The 13,412-nt window shown below is 40.4% G+C and carries 10 protein-coding genes; 6 read left to right on the top strand and 4 right to left on the bottom strand.

Annotated elements, in window-relative coordinates; translation table 11 throughout:
- Nucleotides 1-7 precede the first annotated feature (7 nt).
- On the bottom strand, nucleotides 8-451 hold the full coding sequence (locus AC6JA8_RS15865; RefSeq protein WP_497974673.1) for an OsmC family protein: 444 nt from the start codon (nucleotides 449-451) through the stop codon (nucleotides 8-10).
- Nucleotides 451-885 (bottom strand): hypothetical protein, encoded by a 435-nt coding sequence (locus AC6JA8_RS15860; protein WP_142408983.1) that lies wholly within the window; start codon nucleotides 883-885, stop codon nucleotides 451-453. Before AC6JA8_RS15860 ends, AC6JA8_RS15865 begins: the two co-directional genes overlap by 1 nt.
- Nucleotides 886-973: 88 nt before the next feature.
- On the opposite strand from AC6JA8_RS15860, the gene lon reads away from it, so the two are divergent.
- Nucleotides 974-3,403: an endopeptidase La gene (gene lon / locus AC6JA8_RS15855; protein ID WP_497974672.1), complete on the top strand. Its 2,430-nt coding sequence runs from the start codon at nucleotides 974-976 to the stop codon at nucleotides 3,401-3,403.
- Here lon and AC6JA8_RS15850 read toward each other — a convergent pair.
- Together AC6JA8_RS15850 and AC6JA8_RS15845 are read right to left on the bottom strand one after the other, a co-directional pair.
- Nucleotides 3,361-5,400, bottom strand: coding sequence for a site-specific recombinase (locus AC6JA8_RS15850; protein WP_497974671.1), 2,040 nt, complete (start codon nucleotides 5,398-5,400; stop codon nucleotides 3,361-3,363). The two genes, lon and AC6JA8_RS15850, sit on opposite strands and share 43 nt — an antisense overlap.
- 22 nt (nucleotides 5,401-5,422) lie before the next feature.
- Nucleotides 5,423-5,944, bottom strand: coding sequence for a hypothetical protein (locus AC6JA8_RS15845; protein ID WP_497974670.1), 522 nt, complete (start codon nucleotides 5,942-5,944; stop codon nucleotides 5,423-5,425).
- A 229-nt stretch (nucleotides 5,945-6,173) separates the two neighbouring features.
- On the opposite strand from AC6JA8_RS15845, the gene AC6JA8_RS15840 reads away from it, so the two are divergent.
- From AC6JA8_RS15840 to AC6JA8_RS15820, 5 genes are all read left to right on the top strand, one after another.
- The gene (locus AC6JA8_RS15840) at nucleotides 6,174-7,250 is read left to right on the top strand and encodes a hypothetical protein (RefSeq protein ID WP_497974669.1); all 1,077 of its coding nucleotides are present in this window, start codon (nucleotides 6,174-6,176) and stop codon (nucleotides 7,248-7,250) included.
- A gap of 41 nt (nucleotides 7,251-7,291) precedes the next feature.
- Nucleotides 7,292-9,388 carry a S9 family peptidase gene (locus tag AC6JA8_RS15835; protein WP_497974668.1) on the top strand — a complete coding sequence of 699 codons (2,097 nt, stop codon included), beginning with the start codon at nucleotides 7,292-7,294 and terminating at the stop codon, nucleotides 9,386-9,388.
- Entirely contained in the window at nucleotides 9,385-9,759 is a 375-nt protein-coding gene (locus AC6JA8_RS15830) for a bleomycin resistance protein (RefSeq protein ID WP_497974667.1), read from the top strand. Before AC6JA8_RS15835 ends, AC6JA8_RS15830 begins: the two co-directional genes overlap by 4 nt.
- Nucleotides 9,760-9,938: 179 nt before the next feature.
- On the top strand, nucleotides 9,939-11,369 hold the full coding sequence (locus tag AC6JA8_RS15825; protein WP_497974666.1) for an SGNH/GDSL hydrolase family protein: 1,431 nt from the start codon (nucleotides 9,939-9,941) through the stop codon (nucleotides 11,367-11,369).
- Between the two features lie 17 nt (nucleotides 11,370-11,386).
- The gene (locus AC6JA8_RS15820; RefSeq protein ID WP_497974665.1) at nucleotides 11,387-13,411 is read left to right on the top strand and encodes a S9 family peptidase; all 2,025 of its coding nucleotides are present in this window, start codon (nucleotides 11,387-11,389) and stop codon (nucleotides 13,409-13,411) included.
- The last annotated feature ends 1 nt before the right edge of the window (nucleotide 13,412 follow it).

The raw sequence follows: 13,412 nt of genomic DNA, 5'->3' as shown, positions 1-13,412 counted from the left end.
AACGGTATTATAAAACGTTTACTTTTGATTGCAGTGACTGAGCGATAAAGCAGTTCCGGTGAGCTTTTTCATGGAGCCCTTTTAGTTGCTCTTGCGTTGGAGTTTTGTCTCCAGAAAAAACAATCTTTGGAGTCAGGTTGATTTCTGTCACAGAAAATCTTCCTTCAGCATTTTTTCCCATCAAAGCTTCCGCTTTGCAATCGTAGCTTTCAACCACAAAGCCCATCTTGGCCGCAACGGCTAAGAAGGTCAGCATGTGGCAGCTCGCTGTGGCTGAGGCCAGAAGTTCTTCTGGGTTCGTCATGTCGGGGTTGCCGAAGTATTCAGGTGCAGCAGAGTTCTTTAAAGTCTGGTTGCCTGAAAAATGCAGAACATGATTGCGGTTAAGTTTCTCATACGTAAACTCCGCGCTCTCTTTTTTCCAGTTCAGGTTGATTATATATTGGCCCATTAATCTTTTACCTTGTACTCAGCTTCAACAGTCGTTCCACTAAATCCTTGATCGTATCTTTTTGGATGCCTGATCTTATTTGTGATGACAAATTTTTCTGACGATTCACCACTAAGAGCAACGAGCCAGCTGATGATAACCAGAACCTGGTTTGTATTCCAGTAGGCCACAGTTGCAAGAGTCGCGACAAGAATTCTTGGTGCGAAGAAAAATCCCAGCCACCATAAAAAACCACCAAACTCAACCGAACCTACTAACAGTCCTGATACTAAGAGAGTCAGACGTGGGAAGAGTGCAATCGAGAAAAGAAAGAACCATCCGTGTTTGCTAAAGTAATCAATTTTCCCAAATTCTACGTCCGTGAAATTATAAAGAAGTGTAGAAGCACCGGTGATGGCGAGGAAAATAATGGCAATTTTAAATAAGGTTTTCATAGGGAATACTCTACCAAAACACATGGCGATAAGAAATTAAAAAGAGGCTTACCCTTGACGAAAATTAACCTGCCCACAACTTATAAATATGAAAACAACACATACAATACAGTCTTCAGAATTTTTACCAACCTTAGTGCTTAAAAACACCGTACTTTTCCCGGACGTGACCCTGCCGGTCCTCGTCTCAAAGTCGGTTAGTTTAAACGCACTACATCGCGCCATTGACACGGATAAAGAGAGACGTTTTGTCGCTCTGACTCTGAAAGAGGGCGCCGAAATCGACAATATTAAGTCTTCTGACTTTTACACCGTCGGAACACTTTGTATTGTGGAGCGCATAGAGAAAAACGAGAGAGGCGAGTCCATTGCCTACGTTAGATCAATCGAGAGATTTGAGGCCAGGACGATTCAGTTTGAATCGGCCTATAATGCATGGGCGGCGCAAGGAGAGCTCGTCCCGGATCATAAGGATCTCGATGCGGCTACGGAAAAGGCCTTGCTGACAAGTTTAAAAGAAGTCTCAAGAGAAATCTTAACTTCGATCAATGCGACCGAAAATTTTAAGCGCACCCTGGATGATTTTAAAGATGCCGGTCTTTTTACCAATGTGGTGGCCCAACATCTGCCATTGATCATTGCTAAAAAACAGGAAATCCTGGAGCTTGCTTCGGTGAAAAACCGTTCGCTAAAAGTTCTGGAACTTTTAGTTGAACAGCGTGAGATGATTAAAGTTAACAATGAAATGGGTTTAAAGATTTCTGAAAAAACCAGCAAAGCTTACCGTGAATCCATCCTGCGCGAACAACTGCGCACCATTAAGGAAGAACTTGGAGAAGGAGACCCGGCGGACGAATCTGGTGAAAAGAAGTCACTAAAGGATAGAATTAAAGAAGCTAATCTGCCCAAAGATGTCGAGAAAGTCGCGCTGGAGCAGGTGAACCGCTATGAAAATATGGGACAGCAAAATGCAGAGTCTCATGTGATCAGAAACTATCTTGAACTTATTTTAGCTCTTCCATGGAATGAAGAGGCCAAAGGTGAGCTTGATTTAGATCTTGCTCAAAAGATTTTAGATGAAGAGCACTTTGGTTTAGAGAAAATTAAAAAACACATTGTTCAGCATCTCGCTGTCATGAAACTTTCGCCGAATAAAAAAGGCTCAATCCTTCTTTTTGTCGGTCCTCCTGGTGTTGGGAAAACGTCACTCGGGCAAAGTATTGCTAAAGCTCTGGGCAGAAAATTTGTCCGCGCCGCTCTCGGTGGTGTGAGAGATGACTCTGATGTCAGAGGGCATAGAAGAACCTATGTCGGAGCAATGCCTGGCCGAATTATCGAAGGGATCAGACGAGCGAAAGAAAAAAATCCAGTCTTTATGCTGGATGAGATTGATAAACTTGGTCGTGGATACGGAGGAGACCCGGCTTCAGCACTTCTTGAAGTCCTGGACCCGGAACAGAACTCTACGTTCACCGATCAGTACTTAGATTTACCGTTTGATTTATCAAAAGTGTTTTTTATTGCGACGGCAAACTCGCTGGATACAATCCCTGCTCCATTACTAGATAGAATGGAAATCATCCAGCTTTCTGGTTATACGACAGATGAGAAACTGCATATCGCAAAAAGCCACTTGCTTCCTAAACAATTAAAGGAGCACGGAATGACTCCGGAAAAAGTTCAGATCTCTGATGAGGTTCTAACTGGAGTGATTGCCGATTACACCCGTGAGGCCGGAGTGCGCGACCTGCAAAGAAAGATTGCCCGCATCTTGCGCTCAGTGAGTGAGAAGGTGGTGAAACACGCCGATCAGGAAAAGTTTATTGTTGATAATGCCATGGTGGAAGACGTTTTAGGTCTCGATAAAAATTCTTACGAGCTGGCACAAGCGAGTGCGACAGCGGGAGTTGTCACTGGTCTTGCGTGGACACCGGTTGGTGGAGATATCCTCTTTATCGAAAGTGCGATGATGCCAGGATCTGGAAAAATTCAGCTCACAGGTAAATTGGGTGAAGTTATGACAGAGTCGGCCCATATCGGTCTAAGTCTCGTTCGATCAAAACTTTCTAAACTAGTGCCGGGCTTTGATTTCTCGAAAACGGATTTCCACATTCACGTTCCATCTGGATCAATTCCTAAAGATGGACCGAGTGCAGGGATCACGATCTTCACAGCTCTATGTTCATTAGTGCTTGGCAAAGTGGTTGACCCAAAACTTGCGATGACTGGTGAGATTACGCTCAGAGGAGCGGTAATGCCGGTTGGTGGGATTAAAGAAAAGCTGATTGCAGCTCACAGAGCAGGCATCAAGCGCGTGATCCTGTCAAAACGCAATGAAAAAGACTTAAGAGAAGTTCCAGCGATTGTAAAACAGGAGATGGAATTTATCTTTATCGAAAATATTAACGAACTGACACAAGCTGTGTTCGGAAAAATGTCTCCCCCTCATTTTTACGAATCACTACTGGGGCCTCCTTACGTAGAGGACTTCGGTATGAAGAACGAAAACGGTTTCTGATAAAAACGTTTGAGCACTGATTGAAAGATCAGTGCTTTTCTATGTGAGGAAATCTTTTTCGCTCTAAAAGCTACAAACAGTGCCAGGAGGAAACTGACTGACAGGTTTAGGAAACCAATCAATACAATACCCAAGGCAGCTCTGATGAACTCTGGACTTTTAAGGGATTCAACACCTAGTGAGGAAACAGCTGCCGTCAGGGCCCCTGTTGAGAGAGTTACGTGGCGAACTTCAAGTGGGATTCCGATAAATTTTAAAATCTCAGGCATCAATCCGAGTAAAAATCCCAACGATACACTTCCAGCAATACCGGTAATTTCGTGATCAAAAAAATGAGCAACTTTTTTAGCGCCGTCAGCTGTCAGGATTGTTTTAATCTTTTTATTATTAGTAATCAGGTAACTTAACTGGTGAAAGCTATACCAGTTTGTCGTCCAGCCCGCGATAACACTTGATGACCAGAGAAGCACACCAGTGAAAGCTCCATAAATAATAGTCGGGCCAAGAATGTCTGTTGAGTGCAGAGTGTAGTAGGCAGTGTCAGGCGAAAATAACCAGTGTCCGGTCACTGACATACAAATATAGTTAATGATTAAAATGGCCGGGATAACTGCGGCCAGGTTTCCAAAAACTGCTGCAATTTGTGTCCTGGTAATATAAACAATCTCATCTGTTACAGCTTCAATCCCTTCGCGGTTTTCGGCCAGTTCAAGTTTTTTAGCTAGTGCCGGAGCTGTGGCCGCAGGTTGTTTGGTTGCGAGTGTGAAACCACACATCTGAATAAAGAGAAAACTTCCAGCATAATTGATTGTAGAAAAAGCACCATAGAAGAACTTGTTGAGACCAATCATTCCTAACAGGTTTTTTAGCAAGACTGTCAGTGCCGTTAAAACTCCACCGCCCATCGCACTCTTAACCATTTTCACATACTCTTTTTTGTCCTTGGCGATATAGTGTTCGCCGGCCTGAGAGTTATTTTCAATGATTTTCTGAGCAAGGAGAGTCGCGTTGTTTGAATAAATCCCCATTGCATTTCTTTGCAACAGGTTTTGTTCAACTAATTCTGCCACAAAGTGAGAGATTCTCGTTCTGGTTAGGTGGCCAGTGCTGACAATGTCCAGGAGTGTATGAGTTCTTTTTAAGAAGAGTTTCATTCTCTCTAGTTGGAATACCAGATGAGTGCTTACTCCAAAACGATCCAGGTGATGGTAAACTTCACTGATGGCCGCTTGAGACTCCATGAGAAGGTCAAGCAATTCTTCATGCAACTGTTGAGCGAGTGCCGGATTATTGTTTTCACTTTTAGTTTTTAAATAAAGATTTAGTTTCCCTGAAAGATAAAAGAAGGGAAGCGACTTCATTCTTTTATGAGGAATGCGCTTTCTGATTCCTGGACTTAAACCTATCGCGACAATCTGAGAGATCAGGTAGATGAGCGCTTCTTCGATATCACTTTTTAAGTGCGGGTAAGTTTCATTATTTGTATCAAATAAAGTCGTGAGCTTTTCTAATGTTTGTTCATCCAGCGATTTTAACCACTGGACATCTTCTTCATCAGGAAAAAGAGTGATCATTAATTCACTGAGCTGATGACCGATGGGTTTTTTGGGCAGTATTTTTTCCGTGAGCTTGTCAACAAGTTCGCCAATCAGACCAATTTGAGATGGCAGACCAACTTCACAGAAGAATTCAATTGATGAAAGCTCTTGAAGTGTAAGCGTCAATGATTTTTGAATTTTTTCTTTTTTGTCAGGGTTGCGTTCGAGAACCATGAAGAGGTATTTGATTTTTGTTGCGGCCGCTTTTTCAGGAGCGTCTTCAAATAAATCAGTGCCTCTGATCCATTTTACCAGCTTTTGTAACCATTCGATACGGGTTTCAAGAGAGGATTGAGGATTGGCTTCGCTTAAGATGAGGTCGAGTGAAGTTTTTTTATTTTCATCGACCTCGTATTGCTTGTATTTTCTAAAGATTGAAATAAGTCTATTGAACAACATGAGGCATAGTGTACCTCAATTTTTACTTCATAACTAGATTTTTAATTCCTACTGCACCAAGCACCATTACGCGGTTTGTTTGAATTTGAATTGAGTTAATTCCTTTTCCTTGCTTAAAGAGAGTCCATCCGGCCTTGTTGTCTTGAGCAAGTTGAACTTCGTATGATCTTCTTTCTCCTGTTGCACCATTGTAAAGTGTATCTACGATAACGATACCACCTTGCTCTCTATCAAAGTCACTGCTCTTTAATCTCATAAGAACGTGCTTATCCCTTTGTTCTAAAATCATACCACTTTTCATGATCACTGCTGGATCAAGAAGATCGCGACGAACTTTTGCTCCATTTTCGTAAACATCCTTATAGAATGCACGAATTGTTCTTCCATCTGGTGATTCAACGATTAACTTATATGTAGTCGATTTGCTTTCATCTTGAGAGACAGTTGCTAAAACCTTCTCTGAAGCCTTCGCCACATTAAAGATTGAAATCATAATCGCTACTGTACAGATCGCAGTTGATGAAATGATTGATTTTAAGTTCATTGTTTTTTCCCCTTTCAAAAAATAATTTTGATGCTCCCGTCTGTGCACGGGCAGTGCCAAAAAAAAGGTTGAATTCGGAGTTATTCTAGCACCGAAAAACTCGGGTATTGGTGTCCTCTGGTCACCATGTAAAAAATACCTGGGGCCATCTAAAAAGTAGTCAGTCAATAAAGCGCTGATTCATGGCAGAGGAATAAAAATTGCTTAATATGTGAGTAGTGAGGCCCTTATGGTTAGTATTCGCCATTCCATACAGATAAACCGCCGACTTCTCGTTCTCATCGCTGGGCTCTTAGTTGTTGTGGGTCTTTTGTTGGGGAAATTTTACTTCCAGCAAAAAGCAGAAAACAAAGCTCTGCGCTTAAAGATTCTTTCAATGAGTGAGAATAGAAGAACTCCTAAACCTTGGTCTGCTTTAACTGCAGCACCTAATGCTTCGACATCTGCTTTTACTGCACCGGCAGTTGCCCCAGTTCAAATAACAACACCTGCACAAACAGAAGCTCCACCTCTCGTCGATCAAGATACGCAAACATTAGCTGGAACACTAACAAACCAAATGCGCAGACCAAAAAACCTTGATGTTAAAGCTCTCGATCAAAACATTGCTATCGCTGATGAAATTATTTCGCGCGAACCGGATAGTTATAGTGCTTATAAGGCCAAACTTATTTCCATGCTCGTAAAAGAAGGGAAGTTTAATCAACCAGCAAATGAAGATGAAGTAGAGTCTCTCTTGGAAGATATGGCCCAGTTTAATACCAGTAACGATACTCTTGCCCGCAGAGAGGCCACATTAATTGCTAATACTAATGCTGATATTGATAATATTGACAATCAACTCAATGCTCTAGGACAGGAGCGAGAAATGCTTGAGTCGCAGCTCAATAGTTTTACTGCCGACTCGCCAGAACTACTTAGCGTAAATGAGCGTTTGGCGCAAATTGAAGAACAAGAGGCGACGCTGATGTCCAACGTCGAGTCTCTTGAGGCAAACCTCGCTGAGAATAGAGCGCAGATAACAAATGAAGATGTAGTCGAGATTCCTTTTATGCGCCTGCTCGCTAAAAATGATTACGAAAGTGTTATGAGGAACGCACAGACTTTTATTGACCAATTTCCTAATTCACCAAGTGGCTACTATTACATGGTTCGCGCTCTGGAGCTTCAAGGGCAGAAGGCCGAAGCTTTAAACCTTATTCAAAACAGTCGCCTTACTCCAGAAGTACAAGGCAGCCTATTGCAAAGACTGCAAAATGAAAGCTCTCAGGACCCAAAGAATTACTGGCAAAAACTTAGCTTCTAAAGCAAAATACATCCATTATTTCTTTTTCAATGGATGAAAATATGTTCAGACAGGCATTGCTCCTTTTATCGCTGGCCTTCACGCAGGTTCAGGCCGCAGAAGTAAGCGCACCGATTGCAGAAAAAATTCCAACTAAATTAACCAAACACAAAGACACCAGGATCGACAATTATTTTTGGATGAAGGACAAGAAAAATCCAAAGGTCATTGAGCACCTAAAAGCTGAAAATGCTTACACAGACAGTGTGATGAAGGATTCAAAAGATCTACAGGAAAAACTTTACACTGAAATGCGCTCGCGAATTAAAGAGGACGATCAATCTGTTCCTTACATCGAGAGAAACTATCTTTACCTGACGAGAAATTTCCAAGGAAAAGAATACCCTGTTTATTACCGCCAAAAAAATGTAGCAGGAGCAAAAGAAGAACAGCTTTTGGACGTGAATGAAATGGCCAAAGGCCTGGACTTTATTCATGTAAGTTTTCCTGATTTTTATAATGATGAGAAAACGTACGCCTATGCTGTAGATACAAAAGGAGACCGCGTTTTTACGATTTATTTCAAAGACGCTGAAACAGGAAAAACTCTTCCGCAACAAATTGAAGGCGTGACGGGGAATTTCGTATGGGCAGAAACTGGAAAAGTTCTCTTCTATACAAAACATGACCCCATCACATTGCGTTCAGATAAAGTTTATCGTTATGAACTTGAAACAAATAAGAGCACCCTTGTTTACACTGAAAAAGATGAGAAGTTCGAAGCAAGTATCGGAAAAAGCTTAAGCCGCGATTATGTTTATATTTACAACGGCAGTACATTGTCTTCTGAAGTGATGCTTCTTTCTTCGAAAGACCCTTTTGGGAAATTCAAATTGTTTTCTCCAAGGAAAAAAGACCAACTTTATTCAGTAATGGATGGGAAAGACCGCTTCTATATCCTGACAAACTGGAAAGCAAAAAACTTTCGCCTAATGGAGACATCTCCAAAAGAGACAGCTCAAAAAAATTGGAAAGATGTTATAGCACATAGACCAGATGTTTTCATTGAAGAGGCATCGGTCTTTAAAAATTATATTATTTTAAGTGAGCGCTCAAATGGGCTGACGCAAATTAATGTTATTAAGCGCGGAGAGAGTAAAGGAACCTATATTAATTTTCCTGATCCAGCGTACAGTGTGTATTCAGCGATGAATGCAGAATATGATTCAAATGTCTTTCGTTATGGATTTATCTCAATGAATAGACCGGCCTCTTTTTATGATTTTAATTGTGAGACAAAAGAGTCGAAGCTTTTAAAAGAAAAAGAAGTGCCAAAGTACGATTCTTCTCAATACGTTTCTGAAAGAATTTTTGCCACAGCTAAAGATGGAGTGAAGATTCCTATTTCTCTAGTTTATAAAAAAGGTTTTAAGAAAGATGGAACAAATCCTCTTTTAGTTTATGGTTATGGTTCATACGGTATGAGTTCAGATCCATATTTTTCTCCTGCGCGTGTGAGTTTATTGGATCGCGGTTTTGTCTACGCTATTATTCATATCCGTGGAGGAGCTGAAATGGGAAGAGCGTGGTATGAAGATGGAAAGTTCTTAAAAAAGAAAAATACCTTTACTGATTTCGTCGCTGGAACTGAGTTCCTGGTGAATGAAAAATACGGCAATCCTAAAAAGGTTTTCGCTAACGGTGGAAGTGCCGGAGGCCTTCTGATGGGAGCGGTAATGAACCTGCGCCCAGATCTGTACACAGGAATTGTGGCCGAAGTGCCTTTCGTTGACGTGGTAACGACAATGCTTGATAGTTCTCTTCCGCTAACGACAGGCGAGTATGAGGAGTGGGGAAATCCAAACGATAAAAAGTACTACGAGTATATGAAGAGCTATTCTCCTTATGACAACGTTAAGCCAATGGACTATCCAAATCTTTTTGTCACGACAGGATTAAATGACAGTCAGGTTTCTTTTTGGGAGCCGACAAAATGGGTTTCAAAAATCCGCGATATGAGAATAGATAAATCAAAAATCCTAATGATGAAAATCGAAATGGATGTTGGTCATGGTGGAAAAAGTGGACGCTTTGAATACCTTCGCGATGAAGCCCTTCAATATGCTTTTTATTTAAATTTGGCAGGAGTTAAACAATGATGCCAATGGAACTTTCTGCAGCCATTCCTCAGCTTCCCTCGGGAGATATTGAGGTGACAGCGGCCTTTTTTAAGGAAGATCTGGGGTTTGAGATTGTGTCTCTTATGAAAGAGCATAAATTCCTTATCGTAAGAAGAGGGCCGGCCGAGATTCATTTCTGGCAAGCAGAATCTAAGGAAGAAGCTCTGCAAATAGGGAGTGCCAGCAGTTGCTACATTAGAGTGAAAAATATCACCGTTCTTTTTGAAGAATTTAAAAGTAGAAAAACTCGCTTTCGTTACGAACTTCAGAAGATGCCTTGGGGCATGTATGAGATGCAAATTGATGATCCGTTTGGGAATGCGATCAGGTTTGGGGAAGTGATTAATTAGTATATCAAAGGGGCCTTTCTGGGGCCCTTTTTTATTCCAGAGCTGATATGTAAGGACAGCAAATAAACTGTGCCACTCTGGCATGTGAAAAAATAATCTCAGCACTCTATCACCTTGAATTTAAAAAATAAGGTTGTCTTAAAACTCGGATTAGTAAAAGAAGGTATAATAATCAGGAAATGAGAAAAACCATTAAATCTCTCCTGATTAAAGTCTCCTTTTTTTGCCTGTCGCTAGTATTATCTATTGCGGTCTGCGAAGTTGCTCTTAATTACCTGCTAAAAAAATACCAAATGCCTTATACCTACACAGCGGTAAAAAACAATCCTCATAAAAATTTTAATGAAGAGAAGATGAGAAGGCATGAAGACATCTATGAGATGTACAAGTCGTTGCCGAGCAACCTGGAGATTATCACGGTAGGCGATTCATTCACTAATGGTGGGAATGTTGAGTGGGAGCAAAGTTATCCTTTTCGTCTTTTTGAAAAACTCGATAGAAGATTCCCAGTCTCTAATATGGGGATTTGTGAGGATACAACGAAGGGCACTTACATGCGCCTGTCTCACTACTTTCAGAATAAAAAAGATCTTTCCAGAAAGACGATAGTCGTTGTTCTCGTGGGCGCAGCTGATATGTTTTATGACACAGGTAAAGAGTTTGAGTCTTTTTACAACGAGTATATGGGTGGCAATCATATCTCTTCCGAGTCTATTTCTTTTAAAATCGAAGACCGACTTTCTTTATTCTCGAAACTTAAAACAGTCAAAATGACGAAGTTTGTTTTTGACTGGGCCCAGAACAAAATTTTTGATGATCAGCAAACGACTGTAAAAAATGCTCTGGCGGAAAGACTCCAGTCTTGCTTTGACTCGACGGGATCAGTACGCAGAGAGTGCTTTATAAAACACTTAAGTAAAATCAAAACAGCGTTTAAAGATGGTTACAGCAAAATTTTCTTTAAGAAACTTCAAGACACTATTATTAGCGTCAACTTAAGAGACAAAGATGGAAGTGAAGAGCGCATTGTCGAAGACCTTCTAACCGCGATTCATGTTTTCCCGCGAATGCTGGCAGCACCAAGTGTATTATACAATCTTGCCTCATATACAACTCTTCAAAGCCATTACTCACTAGAGCTCGATATCATCCCATTGGTAAAGCACATCACGACAGATGAACGCGACTTTTTCCATGAAATAGAAAAAGACCATGACCAAATCAACAAGAGCTCGGCCATGTTAAAATCAATTGAGAGCTGGAGTGCCTACGGAGCAGAGGCAAGAAGGATTCAAAGTCAGTATCATGAAAAGATCATCAACCTGGTTCAAAAAGAAAGAGGGGAGATTATCTTCCTGACCTACCCTTTAGATTATAAGAATATCAATTCGGCCATTATGAAGCTTGCTCAAAAAGAGAATGTTCACGTGGTGAATGTAGCGAGTGTTTTTAATAAGCTTATTCAAAGCGGAGTGCCTCAAGATGAACTCATTGGAGATTGGGAGCATTGCACACCAAAAGGTTATGATGTTATTGCATCATCTGTTTTAAGCAAGATTGAAGAGATTTCAAGGCTCCATCGGAAAAATGTGGTATCCTATCAGGAGTAAAAACCTAGAGGATCGCCATGAAACTAACTCCACCAAGTGCAGATGCAAAAGAATTTTATACAAGCTACCATAAAGAAAAAGTTCTCGATCCTTATTTCTGGTTAAAAGAAAAAGAGAACCCCGCAGTCATTGCTCACTTAAAAAAAGAAAATGATTATTTCAATAAGATGCTAAAACCCATCTCTGGCTTGTCGAGAAAGATCTTTAAAGAATTAAAAGACCGTTTGCCAAAAGAAGACGCCGCAGTACCTTTTAGAAGAGGACACGCAGAGTTTTTTCATCGTTATGTCAAAGGTAAACAATACATCCAATATTGTAAGAAGGTCGGAAGTAAAATTTCCGTACTGGTGGATTTTAACAAAATGGTGAAAAAGGGAGGTTATCTTTCAATTCACGGCATGGATGTCTCTTATGACGGCCGTTACTTTGCTTATTCTATCGATACAAAAGGTGATGAAGTTTGTGACATTGTCATTATCAGCACAGAGACTAAAAAAGTGATCTCTCATTTAAAAAATACCGGAGGAAACTTTACATGGTCGAATACCGATATGATCTATTATTTGACTCTTGATGGACACATTAGAAACGATAAGGTCTGGAGGCATATTCTTGGAGACAATCAAAAGAAAGACCAATGTATTTTTCACGAACCGGATCAGAAGTTTTTTATTTCATGTTACCCAAGTAGCTCGAAGAAATATTTATTGATTCGCTCTGCTGAAAAAGTTTCTTCTTATGTGGCCTACTTACCACTGGATGAAAAAGGGCAGGCAAGACCTAAAGTCTTTAGCAAGTTAAAAAATGATGTCCTTTACAGTATCGATCATGCTCATAATGGCTTTTATATTAGGACAAATGAAAAGGCCTTGAACTTTAAAATATATTTTTGTCCAGACAACAAAATTGATAAAAAACATTGGAAAGTCATTATCCCTCACTCCAAAGACGTCAATCTTTTGGGAATGGAAAATACCAGTAAGTTCTTATGTGTTTATGAAAGATCAGAAGGTCTTCCTAAGGCCCGTATTATCAATAGAGAGACAGGGAAAATTTATTTTATTAAATTCCCTGAAGCTGCTTACAATATGTCTTTTTCTTCTGATTATTATGAGTATGGAGATAATAAAATCAGAATTCATTATGCGTCTCCCATTACGCCTAAAACAACAATAGAGTATGACCTTTTAACTAGAAAGCAGGTCGTTTTAAAAGTGGATGAAGTAAAGAAATTTCATTCTAAAAACTATCAAGTTGAATACGTCATGGTTCCAGGACATGACAAAGTGAAAATCCCTCTTTGTATCATCTATAAAAAAGGCCTGAAGAAAAATGGTAAAGCTCCAGCGATGATTTATGGATATGGTTCATACGGCTCTACCATCGGGTATAATTTTGTCCCTTCTCTTGTGAGTTTACTAGACCGCGGAATGGTTTATGCCTATGCAGGAATTCGCGGGGGATCTGAGTTAGGAAGAAAGTGGTACGAAGATGGGAAGTATTTAAAGAAGAAAAATACGTTTAAAGATTTTATCAGCTGCTCAGAGTATCTAATAAAAAAGAAATACACATCAGCAGAGCGCCTGTCAGCGAAAGGTGGAAGTGCTGGAGGCTTATTGATGGGGGCCATCTCCAATATGCGTCCTGATCTTTATAAAGTGATTTGTGCCCATGTACCATTTGTTGATTTAATCAATACCATGTTTGATGACTCCCTTCCTTTAACGAAAACTGAATATAAGGAATGGGGGAACCCGCACGATAAAAAATATTATCGTTACATGAAATCGTATTCACCTTATGACAATGTTAAAGAGCAGGCCTACCCGCATATGTATATTACCGGAGGTCTCAATGACCAGCGCGTGACTTACTGGGAGCCTACAAAGTGGGCACTAAAACTTCGCGACTTTAATAGCGGCACTAACGACGTCCTTTTAAAAATCAATATGGGCGAAGGGCATTTTGGGAAGAGCGGTCGTTTTGACAGCTTAAAAGAAGTGGCGGAAGAATATAGTTATGTCCTGACAAAGTTAAAATAAA

Source organism: Bacteriovorax sp. HI3 (assembly GCF_059738875.1).
Note: the sequence above shows the minus strand (reverse complement) of the source record. Positions and strands in the feature narration are given on the sequence as shown.